The 19,311-nt window shown below is 73.2% G+C and carries 17 protein-coding genes; 10 read left to right on the plus strand and 7 right to left on the minus strand.

Annotation, left to right across the window (positions count from 1 at the left end):
* Positions 1-94: 94 nt before the first annotated feature.
* From OG618_RS03165 to OG618_RS03175, 3 genes are all read left to right on the plus strand, one after another.
* Positions 95-1,699 (plus strand): sugar ABC transporter ATP-binding protein, encoded by a 1,605-nt coding sequence (locus OG618_RS03165; protein ID WP_329485588.1) that lies wholly within the window; start codon positions 95-97, stop codon positions 1,697-1,699.
* Positions 1,696-2,730 (plus strand): ABC transporter permease, encoded by a 1,035-nt coding sequence (locus tag OG618_RS03170; protein ID WP_329485589.1) that lies wholly within the window; start codon positions 1,696-1,698, stop codon positions 2,728-2,730. Before OG618_RS03165 ends, OG618_RS03170 begins: the two co-directional genes overlap by 4 nt.
* Positions 2,731-3,065: 335 nt before the next feature.
* Positions 3,066-3,923 carry a DeoR/GlpR family DNA-binding transcription regulator gene (locus OG618_RS03175; RefSeq protein WP_329485590.1) on the plus strand — a complete coding sequence of 286 codons (858 nt, stop codon included), beginning with the start codon at positions 3,066-3,068 and terminating at the stop codon, positions 3,921-3,923.
* Between the two features lie 101 nt (positions 3,924-4,024).
* On the opposite strand, the gene OG618_RS03180 is transcribed toward OG618_RS03175, so the two are convergent.
* Positions 4,025-4,825, minus strand: coding sequence for a DeoR/GlpR family DNA-binding transcription regulator (locus tag OG618_RS03180; protein ID WP_329491991.1), 801 nt, complete (start codon positions 4,823-4,825; stop codon positions 4,025-4,027).
* Positions 4,826-5,362: 537 nt separating this feature from the next.
* Between OG618_RS03180 and galT the strand changes: the two genes are divergently transcribed.
* From galT to galK, 3 genes are read left to right on the plus strand one after another with little or no spacing between them, the layout of a single operon-like run.
* Entirely contained in the window at positions 5,363-6,466 is a 1,104-nt protein-coding gene (gene galT / locus OG618_RS03185) for a galactose-1-phosphate uridylyltransferase (RefSeq protein WP_329485591.1), read from the plus strand.
* A complete protein-coding gene (gene galE / locus OG618_RS03190; RefSeq protein ID WP_329485592.1) occupies positions 6,463-7,431 on the plus strand; it encodes a UDP-glucose 4-epimerase GalE in 969 nt (322 codons plus the stop codon). Before galT ends, galE begins: the two co-directional genes overlap by 4 nt.
* Positions 7,428-8,558, plus strand: coding sequence for a galactokinase (gene galK, locus OG618_RS03195; RefSeq protein WP_329485593.1), 1,131 nt, complete (start codon positions 7,428-7,430; stop codon positions 8,556-8,558). The genes galE and galK overlap by 4 nt, the downstream gene beginning before the upstream one ends.
* A gap of 117 nt (positions 8,559-8,675) precedes the next feature.
* Here the strand turns inward: galK and OG618_RS03200 are convergent, their stop codons facing one another.
* Positions 8,676-9,101 carry a response regulator gene (locus tag OG618_RS03200; RefSeq protein ID WP_329485594.1) on the minus strand — a complete coding sequence of 142 codons (426 nt, stop codon included), beginning with the start codon at positions 9,099-9,101 and terminating at the stop codon, positions 8,676-8,678.
* Entirely contained in the window at positions 9,098-9,442 is a 345-nt protein-coding gene (locus OG618_RS03205) for a hypothetical protein (RefSeq protein ID WP_329485595.1), read from the minus strand. The genes OG618_RS03200 and OG618_RS03205 overlap by 4 nt, the downstream gene beginning before the upstream one ends.
* 114 nt (positions 9,443-9,556) lie before the next feature.
* Between OG618_RS03205 and OG618_RS03210 the strand changes: the two genes are divergently transcribed.
* Both OG618_RS03210 and OG618_RS03215 read left to right on the plus strand, forming a co-directional pair.
* Entirely contained in the window at positions 9,557-11,167 is a 1,611-nt protein-coding gene (locus OG618_RS03210; RefSeq protein ID WP_329485596.1) for a sensor histidine kinase, read from the plus strand.
* The gene (locus tag OG618_RS03215) at positions 11,164-12,369 is read left to right on the plus strand and encodes a PP2C family protein-serine/threonine phosphatase (RefSeq protein WP_329485598.1); all 1,206 of its coding nucleotides are present in this window, start codon (positions 11,164-11,166) and stop codon (positions 12,367-12,369) included. The genes OG618_RS03210 and OG618_RS03215 overlap by 4 nt, the downstream gene beginning before the upstream one ends.
* Before the next feature lie 45 nt (positions 12,370-12,414).
* Here the strand turns inward: OG618_RS03215 and OG618_RS03220 are convergent, their stop codons facing one another.
* The 3 genes from OG618_RS03220 to OG618_RS03230 all read right to left on the minus strand — a co-directional run bounded on the left by OG618_RS03220 (position 12,415) and on the right by OG618_RS03230 (position 15,844).
* Positions 12,415-13,518: an NADH:flavin oxidoreductase/NADH oxidase gene (locus OG618_RS03220; RefSeq protein WP_329485599.1), complete on the minus strand. Its 1,104-nt coding sequence runs from the start codon at positions 13,516-13,518 to the stop codon at positions 12,415-12,417.
* Positions 13,519-13,674: 156 nt separating this feature from the next.
* Positions 13,675-14,835: an ROK family transcriptional regulator gene (locus OG618_RS03225; RefSeq protein WP_329485600.1), complete on the minus strand. Its 1,161-nt coding sequence runs from the start codon at positions 14,833-14,835 to the stop codon at positions 13,675-13,677.
* A 172-nt stretch (positions 14,836-15,007) separates the two neighbouring features.
* Entirely contained in the window at positions 15,008-15,844 is an 837-nt protein-coding gene (locus OG618_RS03230; RefSeq protein ID WP_329485601.1) for an undecaprenyl-diphosphate phosphatase, read from the minus strand.
* A gap of 186 nt (positions 15,845-16,030) precedes the next feature.
* Here OG618_RS03230 and OG618_RS03235 point away from each other — a divergent pair, with 186 nt between their 5' ends.
* Together OG618_RS03235 and OG618_RS03240 are read left to right on the plus strand one after the other, a co-directional pair.
* Entirely contained in the window at positions 16,031-16,597 is a 567-nt protein-coding gene (locus OG618_RS03235; protein ID WP_329485602.1) for a TetR/AcrR family transcriptional regulator, read from the plus strand.
* A 131-nt stretch (positions 16,598-16,728) separates the two neighbouring features.
* Positions 16,729-18,180 carry a DHA2 family efflux MFS transporter permease subunit gene (locus OG618_RS03240; RefSeq protein WP_329485603.1) on the plus strand — a complete coding sequence of 484 codons (1,452 nt, stop codon included), beginning with the start codon at positions 16,729-16,731 and terminating at the stop codon, positions 18,178-18,180.
* A gap of 76 nt (positions 18,181-18,256) precedes the next feature.
* Here OG618_RS03240 and OG618_RS03245 read toward each other — a convergent pair whose 3' ends face one another.
* Positions 18,257-19,207 carry an AraC family transcriptional regulator gene (locus OG618_RS03245; RefSeq protein ID WP_329485604.1) on the minus strand — a complete coding sequence of 317 codons (951 nt, stop codon included), beginning with the start codon at positions 19,205-19,207 and terminating at the stop codon, positions 18,257-18,259.
* Between the last annotated feature and the right edge of the window lie 104 nt (positions 19,208-19,311).

The following is a 19,311-nucleotide window of genomic DNA, read 5'->3' on the forward strand; positions in this document are numbered from 1 at the left end:
CCGCCCGAAGCTCCTCCCCACCCGGTCCGCCACCGACCGCGTCCCACCGGCCGCGGACCTTCCCGACCTCCCGCACGACCTCAAGGTGACCCCGATGAGCCCAGCCCCTGCCGTGAACCCGGAACCCCGCCCGCCCTCTGCCCAGCCCGCCGCCGGGAGCGTCGGTGTCCATCAGGTCACCAAGCGGTTCGGTGCCGTCCAGGCCCTCGGTGGCGTGACCCTCGACTTCCCGGCCGGTCAGGTGACCGCGTTGATGGGGGAGAACGGGGCGGGCAAGTCGACCCTGCTGAAGATCCTGACCGGTGACCACCAGCCGACCGAGGGCCACGTCGTCCTCGACGGCCGCCCGCTGGCCCTGTCCTCGCCGACCGACGCCCGCCGCGCCGGGATCCGGATCATCCCCCAGGAACCCGAGATCATCCCGCACGTCTCGGTCGCCGAGAACGTCTACGCCGGCTCCCTGCCCCGCAAGGCCGGCCGCCGCCTGGACCGCGCCGAACTGCGCCGGCGCATCACCACCGACCTGTCGCGCCTCGGCTTCGCCGGCGTCCTGGACCCCGACCTGCTCGGCTCCCAGCTGACCCCCGCCCAGCGCCAACTCGTCGAGATCCTGCGCGCCCTGACCGGCGACGCCAAGGTCATCGCCTTCGACGAACCCACCTCCTCGCTCTCCGAGCACGAGGTCGACGCCCTGTTCGCCCTCATCCGCCGCCTGCGCGACCAGGGCGTCGCCGTCATCTACGTCTCCCACCGCATGCAGGAGATCTTCCAACTCGCCGACCGCATCGCCGTCCTGCGCGACGGCGCCCTCGCCGGCGTCCAGGACGCCGCGACCACCACCGAGGGCGAACTCGTCCGCCTCATGGTCGGCCGCGACCTCAGCAGCATGTTCTCCCGCCAGGACGTCGCCACCGACCGCGTCGTCCTCGACGTCCGCGGCGTCACCACCGACGCCGTCCACGACATCACCCTGCGCGTCCACGCCGGCGAAGTCCTCGGCCTCGCCGGCCTGATCGGCGCCGGACGCTCCGAACTCGCCCTCGCCCTCGCCGGCGACCTGCCCATCCACTCCGGCACCGTCACCCTCGACGGCGAGCGCCTGCCCTCCGGCAACCCCGGCGCCGTCATCCGCGCCGGCCTCGGCCTGGCCCCCGAGGAACGCAAGGCCCAGGCCCTGTTCCTGCAGCGCTCCATCCGCGACAACACCTCCCTCGTCGTCCTGGAACGCCTGCGCCGCCTGCGCTTCGTGCGCCGCGGCGCCGAACGCGAACTCGCCCAGGACTACACCGACCGCCTGCGCGTGCGCACCCCCTCCATCGAGCACGAGGTCCGCAAACTCTCCGGCGGCAACCAGCAGAAGGTCGTCCTCGCCCGCTGGCTCGCCCGCAAGCCCAAGGTCCTCATCCTCGACGAACCCACCCGCGGCATCGACGTCGGCGCCAAGGCCGAGATCTACCAGATCATCGCCGACCTCGCCCAGGAAGGCATCGCCGTCCTGGTCATCTCCTCCGAACTCCCCGAAGTCCTCGGCCTCGCCGACCGGATCGTCGTCATGCAGAACGGCCGCATCACCGGCGAACTCCCCCGCGCCCGGGCCACCGAGGAAGCCATCCTCGCCCTCGCCATGGCCGACGACATCACCCACGACAAGCCGACCACCGCCCCCACGACGACGACCGCCCCTGGAGCCCGCGCATGAGCACCACCACCGCCCGGCCGACCGCCGAGAACGGCGCACCACACCGGCCCACCAAGAACCGCGCCTCGCTCCTGGCCTCCATCGGCGGTCAGAACCTGAGCCTGATCGGCGCCCTCGTCCTGGTGCTGGCCCTGTTCGGCATCCTGAACGACAACTTCCTCAGCATCACCAACATGCAGGTCATCGCCGAGGCCGCCACCATCACCGGCCTCCTCGCCGTCGTCCAGACCGTCGTCATCATCTGCGGCGGCCTCGACATCTCCGTCGGCTCCCAGGTCGGCATCGCCTCCGTCGTCTCCGCCATGGCCTTCACCTCCGCCGGCTCCAACGCCCTCGCCGGCATCGCCGCCGCCATCGGCATCGGCATCGCCGTCGGCATCCTCAACGGCGTCATCATCGTCTACGGCCGCGTCAACCCCACCATCGCCACCCTCGCCGGCCTCGCCGCCTACAAGGGCATCGCCCAACTCGTCTCCAACGGCCGCGCCCAGGGCTACGTCCTCAACAACGACCTCTTCGTCTTCCTCGGACGCGGCAAGATCGCCGGCCTGCCCGTCATGGTCTGGCTCCTCATCGTCGTCGCCACCACCGTCCACCTCCTCCTCAAGTACACCGACATCGGCCGCAACATCTACGCCATCGGCGGCAACGACACCGCCGCCCGCCTCGCCGGCATCAACATCAACAAATACCTCGTCTCCGTCTACGCCCTCATCGGCATCGTCGCCGCCGTCGCCGGCATCCTCCTCACCGCCCGCACCGGCTCCGGCCAGCCCACCTCCGGCAGCGAAGGCCTCGAACTCAAGGCCATCACCGCCGCCGCCCTCGGCGGCTGCGCCCTCAAGGGCGGCAAGGGCGGCATCGGCGGCACCCTCCTCGCCGTCGCCCTCCTCGGCTGCCTCGAGAACGGCCTCACCGTCGAAGGCATCAACTCCTTCTGGCAGAACGTCGCCCAGGGCGCCCTCCTCGTCGCCGCCGTCGTCATCCAGCAGCGCCGCAACGGCGAACGCGCCATCGGCCTCCCCGCCTAGACACCGGGCCCAGGCCTCCGGACCGATCGGCCCGGAGGCCGTGCCGGGTCAGCGACTTCCGCACCCGCCCGGCCGGCGGCGCCCGTTCGACGAACGGACCGCTCCGGTCGCGCCCGTGGGGAACGGCGAGGGCCGCCGAGGGTCGGCCCGCTCGCCACAGACTGCCGGTGGTACCCGACTGGACCGGGTGCCACCGGCGGTTCCGTACCGGCCGCGTGGCCTCCGACTCACCACCGGGCCCGTCCCGGAACCGCGTTCGACGGAGCCGTCCTCGACGGGACCGTCTCGATGGAGCCGTATCCGATCCGCCCGAGGGAGCTGACCACAGTATGGTGATGCCCGATCAGGGGCTGCTCGCCCAGCAGCGCCGCGCCCTCATCCTGGAGGCGGTCCGGCGCGACGGCGCCGTGCGGGTGTCCGACCTGTCCGTCGCGTTCGGAGTCTCCGACATGACGATCCGGCGCGACCTCGACGCCCTGGCGCGGTCCGGGGCGGTGGAGAAGGTGCACGGCGGCGCGGTCACCGCCGGCACCGCCCAGGAGCTCGGCTTCGAGGTGAAGTCCACCCTCGAATCGGCGGCCAAGGCCACCATCGCCGAGGCGACCGCCGCCCTGGTCGAACCCGGCACGGTGGTGGCCCTCAGCGGCGGTTCCACCACGCACGCCGTGGCGACCCAGCTGCTGAACGTCCCGGACCTGACCATCCTCACCAACTCGCTGCCGATCGAACGCCTGGTGCGCGGCGCCACGGACACCGCCCAGCGGCCGCCCGTCGTGCTCCTGACCGGCGGCAGTGCGACGCCCTCGGAGGCCCTCGTCGGGCCCATCACCGACCAGGCCATCGCCTCGCTCCACGTCGATCTGCTGATCCTCGGCACCCACGGGGTCACCGAGAACGAGGGGCTCACCAGCCCCAATCTCGCGGAGGCCCAGGCCAACCGGATGTTCATCTCGCGCGCCCGCCGCGTCGCGGTGGCGGCGGACCACACCAAGTGGGGCGTCACGGGGCTCAGCACCTTCGCCGACCTGGACCAGATCGGCTGGTTCGTCACCGACGACGGGATGCCGCCGCAGGCCCGTGCCGTCCTCGCGGAGCGGGTCGGCAAGCTGATCATCACCACCCCCGGCGCCGCCCCGGAGAACGACGGCAGGAAGCCGGGCCCGCTCCCGCGGGGGCCGCGGCCGCCGGAGTGACCGCCGCGGAGCGGCGGTGGCACGGCCGGTCGGCCCTCGGGACCGGGTCGGTCCTCGGGACCGGGTCGGTCCTCGGGACCGGGTCGCCCCTCGGGAACGGGTCAGTCCTTGGGGACGGGCGCGACGACGAGTTCGCCGACCGTGTCTTCCAGCACCGCGCGGGCCTGGCCGGAGATCCCGTCGTCGGTCACGAAGCAGTCCACGTCGGCCAGGGTGGCGAAGGAACTCAGCGCCACCACACCCCACTTGGTGTGGTCCGCGACCACCGCCACCCGGCGCGCGGCGGCCACCAGGGCCCGGTTGGTCTCGGCCTCGGCGAGGTTGGGGGTGGTGAGCCCGGCCTGCTCGGAGACCCCGTGCGTGCCGAGGATCAGCAGGTCCATGTGGAGGCTGCGGACCGCCTGGTCGGCCAGCGGCCCGACCAGCGCCGCCGAGCGGGTCGGGCTGCCGCCGGTGACCAGCAGGGTCGGCGCCGCGTCGCCCAGCTCCCGGCGGGCGGTGCGCAGCAGCTCGGCGACGGGCAGGGAGTTGGTGACGACGGTCAGGCGGGGGACGGTGAGCAGTCGCGAGGCGACGGCGAAGGACGTGGTGCCGGCGGAGAGCGCGACGACGGTGCCGGGCTCGACCAGGGCGGCGGCCGCGTCCGCGAGGGCCGCCTTGGCCGCGGACTCCCGGGTGGACTTGGCCTCGAAGCCGGGTTCGTCGGTGGTCGCGGTCGGTCCGGTCACCGCGACGGCGCCGCCGTGGACCTTCTCCACTCCGCCGCTGCGGGCGAGCGCGTCGAGGTCCCGGCGGATGGTCATGTCCGAGACGCCGAGCTCCTCGACCAGGTCGGCGACCCGGACGGCGCCGTCCCTGCGGACGTACTCCAGGATGAGCGCCCGACGCTGCTGCGCCAGCATGCCCTGATCCGCCACGACGCTCCCCGTTCCGGTCCCTGTCCCGCCCACGGCCGCGCGCGGCGCGCCTGTGCGCCGTCGGCCGGGTCTGCCGGCCACCAACGTAGCGCAGGGGAGAACAGGATCGAACGGCGGAGCGCCTCCTTCCGGTCGTGTCCGGGGGCTCGCCCGCCCGCCGCTGGTGGAACGTGTTGACCTGGCCGTCCTCGGCCCGCTGCTGCGGCGAACCGCGGCCCGGGCACGTCCTGGGGCGGCCGCCGGGCGCGCCCGGCGCGGTCCGCGCGCCCCCTCGGGCACCGTCGCGACCCGCGAAACCGCCTGGACCCGCCCGCTTCCCCGGCGTCCGCCCGGCCCCGCGGCACCGGCCTCTCGGGCCCCGCGTGTCCGTCCTGGCGCGGCCGCCGCCCGCCGTGCCAGGCTCGCCGTAGGTTCCCGATTCACCACCGTTGCTTTTTGCTCATTTATGTTTGATTATGTGGTGCCACAGTCCGTTGGCGGAGCGAGGCACTCGCCGCCCGGGACCCCCGCCGAGAGGAAGCCGTGATCAGGACGACCAGCAAGCTCGCCGACGGGCGCGAGCTGATCTATTTCGACAGCGACGTGCCCGCCCACCGCGGCACCGCGGACCTCCGCCCCCTGGAGGCCCCGGCCAACCGCTCGGAGATCCGCCGCGACGCGGTGACCGGCGCCTGGGTGACCGTCGCCGCCCACCGCCAGGCCCGGACGTACCAGCCGCCGGCCGACGAATGTCCGCTCTGCCCGTCCCGCGACGGCCGGTTCAGCGAGATCCCCGACGCCGACTACCAGGTCGCCGTCTTCGAGAACCGCTTCCCCTCGCTCGCCGCGGACAGCCCCGCCCCCGAGGGCGCCGCCGGCGACCCGCTGCGCACCGCCCTGGCCGGCACCGGTCGCTGCGAGGTCGTCTGCTTCACCTCCGACCACCAGTCGTCCTTCGCCGCCCTGGACGAGGCGCACGCCCGGCTGGTCCTGGACGCCTGGACCGACCGCACCGCCGAACTCTCCGCGCTGCCGGGCGTCGAGCAGGTCTACTGCTTCGAGAACCGCGGCGCCGAGATCGGCGTCACGCTCGCCCACCCGCACGGCCAGATCTACGCCTTCCCCTTCGCCACCCCGCGCACCGCCCGGATGGTGGAGCAGGCCGCGAAGCACCGGGCCGCCACCGGCCGCAACCTCTTCGAGGACCTGCTCGACGCCGAGCGCGGCGACCCCCGGCGCACCGTCCTCACCGGCCGGCACTGGACCGCCTTCGTGCCGTTCGCCGCCCGCTGGCCCTACGAGGTGCACCTCTACCCCAACCGCCGGGTCGGCGACCTCACCCGGCTCACCGAGGCCGAGCGCGCCGAGTTCCCCGGTGTCTACCTGGAGCTGCTGCGCCGCTTCGACCGGCTGTTCACCGCACCCGGCGCCGACGGGCCCGCCGCGCCGACCCCGTACATCTCCGCCTGGCACCAGGCCCCCGCCACCAACGGCGCGGAGCTCGCCCTGCACCTGGAGCTGTTCACCATCCGGCGGACCGCCGACAAGCTGAAGTACCTGGCCGGCGTGGAGTCCGGCATGGACGCCTTCGTCAACGACGTGTCGCCCGAGACGGCCGCCGAGCGACTGCGCGAGGTGGCGTCATGAGCGCCGCCCGCAGGTACCTGGTCACGGGTGGCGCCGGCTATGTCGGCAGCGTGGTCGCCGCCCACCTGCTGGAGGCGGGACACCGGGTGACCGTCCTGGACGACCTCTCCACCGGCTTCCGCGAGGGTGTGCCGGCCGGCGCCGAGTTCGTGCGGGGGCGCATCCAGGAGGCGGGCGAGGTCCTCGACGCCTCCTTCGACGGGGTGCTGCACTTCGCGGCCTCCTCGCAGGTCGGCGAGTCGGTCGCGGACCCGGAGAAGTACTGGCGCAACAACGTGGCCGGCTCGCTGGAGCTGATCAGCGCGATGCGCGCGGCGGGCGTGCGCAAGCTGGTGTTCTCCTCCACCGCCGCCACCTACGGCGAGCCGGAGTCGGTGCCGATCGCCGAGACCGCCCGCACCGCGCCCACCAGCACCTACGGCGCCACCAAGCTGGCCGTCGACCACCTGATCACCAGCGAGGCCGTCGCGCACGGCCTGGCCGCCGTCTCGCTGCGCTACTTCAACGTGGCCGGCGCGTACGGCGCCTACGGCGAGCGGCACGACCCCGAGTCGCACCTGATCCCGCTGGTCTTCCAGGCCGCGCTCGGGCAGCGCCCGCACATCGCGGTCTACGGCGACGACTACCCGACCGAGGACGGCACCTGCGTCCGCGACTACATCCACGTCGCGGACCTCGCCGACGCCCACCTGCTGGCGCTGGACGCCGCCGAAGCGGGCGAGCACCTGATCTGCAACCTCGGCAACGGCAGCGGCTTCTCGGTCCGCGAGGTCATCGAGTCGGTCAAGCGCGTCACCGGCCGCGAGATCCCGGTGGTCACCGCCGAGCGCCGGGCCGGCGACCCCGCCGTCCTGGTGGCCTCCGCCGAGCGCGCCCACCAGAGGCTTGGCTGGACCCCCAAGCGCCCCAACCTCGACGACATCGTCGCCGACGCCTGGAACTTCACCCTGGAGCACCCCGCATGACCACCTTCCGGACGCTGTTCTCCGCCGACCCCGAGGGCACCTGGGCCGCCCCCGGCCGGGTCAACCTGATCGGCGAGCACACCGACTACAACGACGGCTTCGTCCTTCCCGTCGCCCTCCCCCACACCACCCGCGTCCAGGCCCGCCGCCGCGACGACAGCCTGCTGCGCCTGCACAGCACCCGGGGCGGCGACGAGATCACCACCCTCGACCTCGACAAGCTGGAGCCCGGGACCACCACCGGCTGGACCGCGTACCCCGCGGCCGTCGTCTGGGCCCTTCGCGACGCGGGCCACGCCGTCGCCGGCGCCGATCTGCTGATCGACAGCGACGTCCCCGAGGGCGCCGGCCTCTCCTCGTCCGCCGCCCTGCAGTGCGCCGTCGCCACCGCCTACAACGACCTGTACCACCTCGGCCTGGACGGGATGCAGCTCGCCCTGCTCGCCCAGCGCGCCGAGAACGCCTACGTCGGCGTCCCCTGCGGGATCATGGACCAGACCGCCTCCCTGTGCTGCCGCGCGGGCCACGCGCTCCTCCTCGACACCCGCGACCTCACCAGCCGCCAGGTGCCGCTCGACCTCGAAGGCGCCGGCCTGCGGCTGCTCGTGATCGACACCCGGGTCAAGCACGACCTCGCCGACGGCGCCTACGCGAAGCTGCGGGCCGGCTGCGAGCGGGCCGCCGAGCTGCTCGGCCTCGCCGCCCTGCGCGACCTCACGGCCGACGCCCTGCCCGCGGCCCTCGACCGGCTGCCGGCCGAACTGCGGCCGCTGGTCCGCCACGTGGTCACCGAGGACGACCGGGTACGGCAGGCCACCGCCCTGCTCGACGCCGGCGACCTGGCCGGCATCGGCGCGGTCCTCACCGCCGGGCACGCCTCGCTCCGCGACGACTACGCGGTCTCCTGCCCCGAGACCGACCTCGCCGCGGACACCGCCGTGGCCGCCGGCGCCCTCGGCGCCCGGATGACCGGCGGCGGCTTCGGGGGCTCGGTCATCGCGCTCGTCCACCAGGACGACGCCGACCGCGTCACCGCCGCCGTCACCGCGGCCTTCGCGGCCGCCGGCCACGCCCTGCCGCGAAGCTTCGCGGCCACTCCCGCCGACGGCGCCCGCCGCATCGCCTGACGGGCGTCGACGGGCGGCCGTCGACGTGCCCCGGTCCGCCCGTGTCGTGCCCCGGGCGGGCCCGGGCACGACCATGTCCGCGGCTGCGGTCCCCGGCCCGTTCAGGGGCGGGGACGTTCAGGGGCGGGGGCGGGTGGCGGTGTCGAGGTAGAAGGCGTCGATGGTCTGGACGGCCTGCTCGAACTCGTCCAGGTTGACGGGCTTGGCCACGTACGCGTTGGCGTGGCTGCTGTAGGCGCCGGTGACGTCGTCCGGGGCGGTGGAGGTGGTGAGCACGACCACCGGGATGGTCCGCAGGTCGTCGTCGTTCTTCAGGACCTTCAGCAGGTCGCGCCCGTTCATCCGGGGCATGTTGAGGTCGAGGACGATGAGGTCGGGACGCACGCTGTCCGGGGCGCGCAGGTATTCGAGGGCGGCGACGCCGTCGGTGACCTGGACCAGGTTGCGCTCCCCGCGCTCGGAGAGGGCTTCCTCGATGAGCATCGCGTCGGCGGCGTCGTCCTCCACGAGCAGGACATCGAAGGGGCGGGCGGTGGTCATCATCGGGTGCTCCGCGGGTTCTCGGTCGGGTGGTGGAAAAGCCCCGGCCAGCGCCGGCGGGCACCTTGACGGGTCATGCCGCAGGCGGCGCCGATCTGCGGGTAGCCGGCACCCGCGCGCGCGGCGTCGCCGGCCGCCTCCCGCTGGAGCCGTTCGGTGGCCTGCCGGAGGTGGTCGAGTACGTGGAGCAGGCTCAGCGCCTGGGCGGTGTCGCTCACCGCGGGAGCGGCGGGGACCGCCGTCAGCCGCCCGGCCAGCCGCCGGGCGAGGTCTCCCATCGCGGCGTCCGCGATCGCGGCCGCCTCCTGCGAGGTGGTACGCAGTACGAAGTTCTTGCCGGGCATGACAGGCACTCTAGGCCCAGAACCAACCCACGACAACAACCGTTGTCGTCCGCCCTCTAGAGTGGCCTCGCCGCATCCGATCGAAGGCATCGGGCAGAGCGAGGAGTTGACACGATGACCGGCGACGACAGTGACCGGAGGTCCGGCGGGGGCCTTGCCACATGGACGACCCGGCGGTGGCTCCGGGTGGGAGTCACCGCGTCCCTGGTGGTCCTCACCCTGCTCGGAGTGGCGGGGGCGTGGGTACTGTCCCGCACCCAGTCGATCAGCACCGACCTGGTGGACGTGCGCTCCCCCGCGCTCGCCAGCGCGTTCCGCCTGGAGTCGGCCCTGCTCAACCAGGAGACCGGGATCCGTGGCTACGGCCTCACCGGCACCCCGGAGTTCATGGCGCCCTACCAGCAGGGGCTCGCCGAGCAGCGGACGGAGACCGCACAGCTGACGGAACTGCTCCACGACGACCCCTCCGGCCTCGCCGACCTGAAGGCCGTGCAGGACGCCGTGACGAGCTGGCAGGAGCGGATCGCCCGGCCGATCGCCGCCACGCCACCCGGCACGCCCTCGCCGCTCGCGGCCGGCAGCGCCCTGGAGGGCAAGAACGCCTTCGACGACGTACGGGCCGCCCTGAGCGGCCAGGAGGACCGGCTGCGCGAGGACCGCGACGCCGCGCGGAGCGACCTCGCCGCCATGATGCGGCTGCGGAACTGGGTGTTCGGCGCCGTCGCCGTGCTGATCGCCGCCCTCGCCGCCCTGGTGTTCGAGGGGCTGCGCCGGGGCATCACCGAGCCGCTGGACCAACTCGTCGCGGACGCCCGCACCATCGGCGGCGGCGACTTCGACCACCCCATCACCCCGACCGGCCCCGCCGACCTCCGGCACCTGAGCGGCGAGATCGACTCCATGCGCCGGCGCCTGGTGCGGGAACTGGCCTTCACCGAGGAGGCCCGGCTGCGCCTGGACGAGCAGGCGGCGGACCTCCAGCGGTCCAACACCGAGCTGGAGCAGTTCGCCTACGTCGCCTCCCACGACCTCCAGGAGCCGCTGCGCAAGGTCTCCAGCTTCACCCAGCTCCTCCAGCGCCGCTACGGGGGCCGGCTCGACGCCAAGGCCGACCAGTACATCGCCTTCGCGGTCGACGGTGCGAACCGCATGCAGGTCCTCATCAACGACCTCCTCGACTTCTCCCGGGTGGGCCGGCTCCACCACGCCCACCAGGAGGTCGACCTGGACCAGGTGCTGGAACAGACCCTGGCCGCGCTGAGCGTGGGCATCGAGGAGGCCGACGCGAAGATCACCCACGATCCGCTGCCGACCCTGGTCGCCGACCCCACCCAGATGGGGATGCTCTGGCAGAACCTGATCGGCAACGCGGTCAAGTTCCGCCGCCCCGGCGTGGCGCCGGAGATCCACGTCTCGGCCGTCCGGGAGGACGCGCTCTGGCACTTCGCGGTGACCGACAACGGCATCGGCATCGCACCGGAGTTCGCCGAGAAGGTGTTCGTGATCTTCCAGCGGCTGCACACCAAGGACGCCTACTCCGGCAGCGGCATCGGGCTGGCGATGTGCAAGAAGATCGTCGAGTTCCACGGCGGCACCATCGCCATCGACCCCGACCACCGCGAGGGCGCCCGCATCACCTTCACCCTGGCACCCGAACCGCCGCAGCGCCCCGGCCCGCCGACCGGCGAGACCGCGGCCCGATCCGACACGGAGCAGGCACGATGAGCACGGCCGTGGCAGCCACCCCCGGCGCCGCCCCCGACGAACCGCTGTACCGCGTCCTCCTCATCGAGGACGACCAGGGCGACGCCCTGCTCGTGGAGGAGCTCCTCCACGACACCGGGCTGCGGTTCGAACTCACCACCCGGCCCACCCTCGCCGAGGCCCGCGCCGCCCTCGCCGCCCACCCGGCCGACTGCATCCTCCTCGACCTGCACCTGCCCGACGCCACGGGCACCGCCGCGGTCACCGCCGTCCGCGCCGTCGCCCCCCACACGGCAGTGATCGTCCTCACCGGCTTGGCGGAGGCCCAGGCGGGCACCGAGGCGATGGCCGCCGGCGCCCAGGACTACCTCGTCAAGGGCAAGGTCGAGGCGGACCTGCTGCACCGCACCGTGCGCTACGCCGTGTACCGCAGCCAGACCGAGCGCGCCAGCATCGAGGCCCAGGCCGCCCGCCTGCGGGCCGAGGAGAACGCCCGCCTGGAGCGGGGGCTGCTGCCCCCGCCGATCCTCGGCACCTCCACGGTCACGGTGACCGCCCGCTACCTGCCCGGAGCCACCACGGCCCTGCTCGGCGGGGACTTCCTCGACGTCGTGGAGGGCGACGACGGACTGCTGCACGCCGTCGTCGGCGACGTCAGCGGACACGGCCCCGACGCCGCCGCACTCGGCGTGCTGCTGCGGATCGCCTGGCGCTCCCTGGTACTCGGCGGACACCGCGGCGAGAGCCTGCTCCACCTGATGGAGCGCATCCTGATCGCCGAACGCGGCAACCAGGTGCTCTTCGCCACCTGCACGCTCCTCACGCTCGACCAGAACGCCACCACGGCCACCCTCCACCTGGCCGGCCACCACGAGCCCCTGCTCACCACGGCGCACGGCACCCGTGAGCTGACCGCCGCCCACGGCATCGCCCTGGGCATCGCCCCCGGACTGGGCAGCTGGACCCCGACCGTCATCCCCCTCCCGGCCGACGGCGCGCTCACCCTCTACACCGACGGCCTCACCGAGGGGCACGACGGGACGACGAAGGGACGGCTCGGCGTCGACGGCCTGCTCCGACTGATCGGCACCCTGCCCCCGGCCGACCCGGCCGCCCACGTCGACCTCCTCATCAAGGAGACCCACGCCCTCAACGCCGGCCGCCACACCGACGACCTCGCCGTCCTCCGCCTCGACTGGGGCAGCCGCCCCCCGTCGGACTGACCGGCCGGGGGCCGCCGGGGCGCGCCCCGGCGGCCGGAGCCGGGGTCAGGCGCGGTGGTACTGGACCGGGGCGGGGAGGGGGGCGCCGAGGGTGATGGCGGCGTGGCGGGGCCAGTAGGGGTCGCGCAGGAGTTCGCGGCCGAGCAGGACGGCGTCGGCCCGGCCGGCGGCCAGGATCTCCTCGGCCTGGGCGGGGTCGGTGATCAGGCCGACGGCCGCCACCGGCATGCCGGTCCCGTTGCGCACCGCCTCGGCGAAGGGCACCTGGTAGCCGGGGCCGGCGGTGATCCTGGCGTCGGGGGCGATGCCTCCGGTGGAGATGTCCATCAGGTCCACGCCACGGGCCTGGAGCTCCTTGGCGAACCGGACGGTGTCCTCCGACGTCCAGCCCTCGCGGTCGTCCTGCGGGTCCTCGGTGAGCCAGTCGGTCGCGGAGATCCGGAAGAAGAGCGGCAGGTCCTGCGGCCACACCGCCCGGACGGCGTCGACGACCTCCAGCGCGAAGCGGATCCGTCCCTCGAAGGAGCCACCGTAGGCGTCGGTGCGGTGGTTGCTGTGGGGCGAGAGGAACTGGTGGATCAGGTAGCCGTGGGCACCGTGGATCTCGGCGACCTGGAAGCCGGCGTCGAGCGCCCGGCGGGCGGCGTCGGCGAACTGCCGTACGACATCACCGATCTGCTCCTCCGTCAGCTCCTCCGGCGTGGTGTGCGCCGACGAGAAGGGCACGGCGCTCGGGCCGACCGGCGTCCAGCCGTGGGCCTCGTCCGGGCCGATGGCGCGGCCGCGGTCGACCCAGGTGCGCTCGGTGGAGGCCTTGCGGCCGGCGTGGGCGAGCTGGATCGCGGCAACCGTGCCCTGCGCCTTCAGGAAGGCGGTGATCCGCCGGAACGCCTCGACCTGGGTGTCGTTCCAGATGCCGAGGTCGTACGGGCTGATGCGGCCCTCCGGGCTGACGGCGGTGGCCTCGGTGACGATCAGCCCCGTGCCGCCGGTGGCGCGGGCCGCGAGGTGGGTGAAGTGCCAGTCCGTCGGGACACCGGCCCCGTCGCCGTCCGGCACGGCGCTGTACTGGCACATCGCCGCCATCCAGACACGGTTGGGGACGGTCAGCGACCTCAGGGTGTACGGGGTGAAGAGAGTGGTGCTCATGTCGGGTCTCCTGAATGAGGCGGCGGCGCCATCCATATACTTGCAGTCACGCCCTACTGCGTACGACAATAGTTGCACACGCCTCATTACGGCAAGGGGCGACCTTCGCCGCCCCGGAGCGCCCCGCGGACAGCCGGACCGGCCCGGTCGCCCGCGCTACGGGAGGAGCGCCTGGATGCCCAGGACGGCGGCGCCCCGGGCCCACTCCTCCCACGTAAGCGGACGCAGGGTCAGCGGGCACTTCGCCGCCGCCTTGAAGCAGTGCGCGGCGTACGCCTCCCTGATGTGGATCCCGAAGAGGTCGTAGGTGTCGAGCCCTTCACCGGTGACGACGACGCGCTCGGGCCCGAGGAGGCTCACCAAGGTGGCGATGCCGACCCCGATGGCCCGGCCGGCCGTGGCGAAGGCCTCCCGGGCGGCCCGGTCGCCGGCCCGGGCGAGCTGGACGACGTCGTCGAAGTCGAGGTCCGCGCGGCCGGTCGCACCGCGGGCCGAGGCGAGGATGGCGCCGCCGGCCGCGAAGACCTCGACGCAGCCGACCCCGCCGCAGTGGCAGGGCGGGCCGTCCGGGTCGATGCTGATGTGCCCCAGCTCGCCGGCGACCCCGTAGGCCCCGGTGACCAGTTGGCCGTTGACGACCAGCCCGGAACCGACCCCCGAACCGATCGTGACCAGCGCGAAGTTCTCCGTCCCGATCCCCTCGCCGAACCAGTGCTCGGCGGCGGTCAGGGCCTTGACGTCGTTCTCCACCGTGACGCTCAGCCCGGTCGCCCTCGCCAGTTCGTCCGCCAGTGGGACGTCGCGCCAGCCGGGAAGGACGGAGTACCGGACGAGGCCGGCCGACCGGTCCACGTCACCGGAGACCGCGACCCCGAGGCGCCTCGTACGCTCCCGGAACACCGGGTCGGCGTCGAGGAGTTCCTCGACGAGTTCACCCAGCAGCCCGCAGACGGCCTCCGGGCTGCGGTCCTCGCCCAGCCGACGGCCGCCGGTGACCCGCAGACCGGCCCGCAGGTCGCAGACCACGCCGAACAGGGCCTCGCCGCTGATCTTGATTCCGACGAAGAACTCCCGGTCCACCGTGACGGCCAACGGGTTGACCGGGCGGCCGGCCCCGGGCGCGGTACGCTCCGGGGGGAGTTCGTGCAGATAGCCGTCGACGATGAGCGGCCTCGCAGCCTTGGTGACGGCGGTCGAGGACAGGCCCGTACGACGGGCCAGTTCGACCCTGCTGAGCGGACTCCCGGCCAGCAGGAGGGCGAGGACGGCGGTCTCGGCCGGGGCCGTGACCAGCGGCTGCGCGTGATTCGGGAACACCACCGCAACGTACTCGCAAATAATTTACTTTGTCCAGTATTAAAGTACGCGGCCGGGGTCGTTCCGGTGCCGGGCCCGCTCACCGCCGTGAAGGCCCGACCGCGCCGGCTACGGCGTGGCGGGCCCGACGGCCGGGCGGCCCAGCACCCGCGTCCCGGCACCGGGCCACGGGTCAGGCGGTCAGCACCCCCGAGCCGAGCAGGCCGAGGAGGATCACGCCGATGGCGATCCGATAGGCGACGAAGGCGTTGAAGGAGTGCTTGGCGACGTACTTCAGCAGCCAGGCGATCGAGCCGTAGGCGACCACGAAGGAGACCGCGGTGCCGACGACCAGCGGCGTCGTGCTGACCCCGGCGCCCAGGGCGTCCTTCAGCTCGTACAGGCCGGCGCCGGTGAGGGCGGGGATGCCGAGGAAGAAGGAGAGCCTGGTCGCGGCCACCCGTTCGAGGTCGAGCATCAGGCCCGCGGACATCGTCGCGCCGGAGCGCGAGAAGCCGGGGAACAGCAGCGCGAGGATCTGCGCCGAGCCGACGATCATCGCGTCCTTGAAGCCGGTGTCGTCCTCGCCGCGCTTGTGGCGGCCCATCTGGTCGGCCGCCCACATCACGCCGCTGCCGACGATCAGGGAGCCGGCCACCACCCAGAGCGAGGCCAGCGGGCCCTTGATCAGGGGCTTGGCGGCCAGGCCGACCACGACGATCGGAACCGTCGCGAAGATGACCCACCAGGCGAACTTGTAGTCGTGGTGGTACCGCTCCTCGCGGTTCACCAGGCCGCGGCCCCAGGCGGAGACGATCCGCACGATGTCCTTGAGGAAGTAGAGCAGCACGGCCGCGATGGCGCCGACCTGGATGACGGCGGTGAAACCGACGACGGAGGCGTCGTCGACCGGGATGCCCATCAGCCCCTCGGTGATCTTCAGATGGCCGGTGGAGGAGATCGGCAGGAACTCGGTCACCCCCTCCACGACTCCCAGGACAACGGCCTGTCCGACGGTGATCGCGCTCACGTGCACCTTCCCAGTGGTGTCGGCACTCTCCCGGGGGCCGAGGTGCGGCGCTCCGGGCCATCGCATACGACGACAGGAATGTAGACGTAAGCGGCGGCGCCGTCCAACCGGCTCGGACGCTCGATCGGCTGGCGCCCCGCACCGGACCCGTTGACGTAGTTAGTGATTACCCACTAACTTGCCCGCATGGTCAGGATGAGCGCAGAGGACAGGCGCGAGAGCGTGATCCGCGCGGCGATCGCCGAGTTCGCGCGGCGCGGATACCACGGCACCTCCACGGAGGCGATCGCCAAGCGGGTCGGCGTCTCGCAGCCCTACCTGTTCCGGCTCTTCCCGAGCAAGAAAGCGATCTTCGTCGCCGCCTCGCTCCGCTGCATCGAGGACACCGGCCGGGTGTTCGAGGAGGCCGCGAAGGGGCTGGCGGGCAAGGAAGCCATGCGCGCCATGGCGAGGGCGTACATGCGGCTGATCGCGGACGACCCCGAGAAGCTCCAGATGCAGATGCAGACCTACATCGCCGTGGCCTCCGTCGAGGCGGACGGGGACAGCGGGTTCGGCGAGACCGTCCGGGCCGCCTGGACGCGGCTCTGGGACGCCGTGAACCTCCCGCTGGAGGCCGACGGCGACGAGACCACGAGGTTCCTGGCCTACGGCATGCTCATCAACACCCTGATGGCCATGGGGTTCCCGGCCGGACACCGGGTCTGGGAGGGCATCCGCCTCGACCAGGTCGTAGTCCCGCCGGAGGCGTAGGCGCGGGCGTAGGCGCGGCCGGATCCGCCGGGGCGGCTCGCGCCGCCGCGGCGTCCGGGGTCTCTCACGGGCCGCAAAGTTAGTAAGCGACAACTACATCCAGAGCACGCATCAACCGCTGGGGGGAAGCAATGTCACAGCAGCAGACGGCACGCCGAGGGGGTGTCACCTGGGCCCTCGTGATCACCGGTACCGCCGGATTCATGTCGGCCCTCGACAACCTGGTGGTCACCACCGCCCTGCCCGCCATCCGCGAGGACCTCGGAGGAGGGCTGGACAGCCTGGAGTGGATCGTGAGCGCGTACACGCTCACCTTCGCGGTCCTGCTGATGTTCGGCGCCGCGCTCGGTGACCGGTTCGGCCGCAGGCGGCTCTTCCTCGCCGGTATGACCGTCTTCACGGTCGCCTCCGCCGCCGCGGCCCTCGCGCCCGGCATCGACTCCCTGATCGCGGCACGCGCCGTCCAGGGCGTCGGCGCGGCCGTCATGATGCCGCTGACCCTGACCCTGCTCAGCGCCGCGGTGCCCCCCGAGAAGCGCGGGATGGCCTACGGCATCCTCGGGGCCATCAACGGACTCGGGGTCGCCCTGGGCCCGCTCATCGGCGGCAGCCTCACCGAACACGTCTCCTGGCACTGGATCTTCTGGCTGAACGTCCCGCTGGGCCTCGCCGTCCTGCCGCTCGCCCGCCTCCGCCTCGCCGAGTCCCACGGCGACGGCGCCACGCTCGACATCCCCGGCACCCTCCTCGTCAGCGGCGGCCTCTTCGGGATCGTGTACGGCATGGTGCGCGCCCCCTCCGACGGCTGGACCGACTCCTCCGTACTGACCGGCCTGGTCGCGGGCACCGCGCTGCTGGCCGCCTTCGTGGTGCACGGCATCCGCGCCAGGAACCCCATGCTCCCCATGCGGCTCTTCCGGTCCCGGGCCTTCTCCGCGATCAACGCTGCGAGCCTGCTGATGTTCCTGGGCATGTTCGGCTCGATCTTCCTGATCAGCCAGTACATGCAGGGCGTCCTCGGCTACTCGCCGACCGAGGCCGGGCTGCGGATGCTGCCCTGGACCGGCATGCCGATGCTCGTCTCCCCCTTCGCCGGCATCCTCTCCGACCGGTTCGGCGGCCGTCCGGTGGTGGCGGCCGGCCTGTTCCTCCAGGCCGCGGGCCTCGGCTACATCGCGGCCGTGGCCACCCCGCACACCTCGTACGCCGCCCAGCTGCCGGCTCTGATCATCAGCGGCGTCGGCATGGCCCTGTTCTTCGCACCCGCCTCCAACCTGGTCATGTCCAGCGTCCGCCCGCAGGAACAGGGCATCGCCTCGGGGGCCAACAGCGCGCTTCGCCAGGTGGGCGGGGCGCTCGGCGTGGCCGTCATGTCGTCGGTCTTCTCCGCCCAGGGCGGCTACGAGAGCGCGCAGCGCTTCGTCGACGGCCTGTACCCGGCGGTCGTGCTCGGCTCCGTGACGGTGGCACTCGCCGGTGTGGCGGCCCTGCTGCTCCCGGCCCGGCGCCCCACCGCGGGGGGCAAGGGCACGGACCCGGGCGCCGCGAACCAGGCGCCGGTCCTGGAGCCCACCGCGCTCTGAGCAGCGCGTCCCTGAACACCGCGTCAGCGGCAGCACCGCGCCGGCGGGAGTACCTCGCGGACCGGTCGCCCCGGGGTCAGCCCCCGGCGGCGACCGGTCCGGCCGAGCGGTGCTCCTGCGGGCTGACGCCGTGCACCCGCTTGAAGGCGGTGGAGAGGGCGAACGGGCTGCCGTAGCCGACCCGGTGGGCGACGGAGCCGAGCGTGGCGGCCGGGTCGTGCAGCAGGTCGGCGGCCAGCGCCAGCCGCCGGCGGGTGAGGTAGGACATCGGCGGTTCGCCGACCAGCTCGGCGAACCGGCGGGCCAGCGCGGCCCGGGAGACGCCGACCTCGGCGGCCAGGCCCGCCACCGTCCAGGGGTGGGCGAGGTCGCCGTGCAGCAGCCGCAGCGCGTGACCGACCAGCGGGTCGGTGTGGGCGCGGTACCAGGCCGGGGCGTCGGACTCGGGCCGGGCCAGCCAGCTGCGCAGGGTGGCGATCAGCAACAGGTCCAACAGCCGGTCCAGTACCGCGTCCTGCCCCGGCAGGTCCTTGCCGATCTCCTCGCCGAGCAGGTCGATCAGCGGGGAGTGCCAGGAGTCCGCGGTCACCACCAGGAGCGGGGGCAGCGCCTCCAGCAGGCCCCGGCTGACCTCGCCGCGCAGCTGGTACGTCCCGCTGAGCAGCACGTCCGGGCCGTCGGTGGCATCGCCCCAGGTGCGGGTACCGAGCGCCATCGTCTCGCACAGCCCGTCGCCGGCCGGGGTGCTGGAGCTCTGGTCGGGGTGGATCACCACCCGGGGCGGGGTGGTGGGGGTGTCGGCGAGCACGTACGCGTCCGGGCCCCGGGCGATCGCCACGTCCCCGGTGGCGAGCCGGACGGCGGCGCCGTGGTCGGGCAGCACCCAGGCGGTGCCGCGCACGGGTGTGATCAGGGTGAGCGGTGCCCGGTCCTCGACCCGGATCGCCCAGGGCGGGGTGAGGACCGAGCGGATCAGGAAGGCGCCCCGGGCCCTCGGCCCCGCCAGGAGTCCGGCCAGTGCGTCCATGGCGCCCGAGTGTAGACGCCGGGTGTGGACGCCCGCGTATGCGGTCGAGTGGCTCGGCGATGGTGCGGGCACCCGCCGGGGCGGTTGACTCGGGGGTGTCGGAC

This window comes from Kitasatospora sp. NBC_01246, from assembly GCF_036226505.1.
Classification (GTDB): Bacteria; Actinomycetota; Actinomycetes; order Streptomycetales; family Streptomycetaceae; genus Kitasatospora.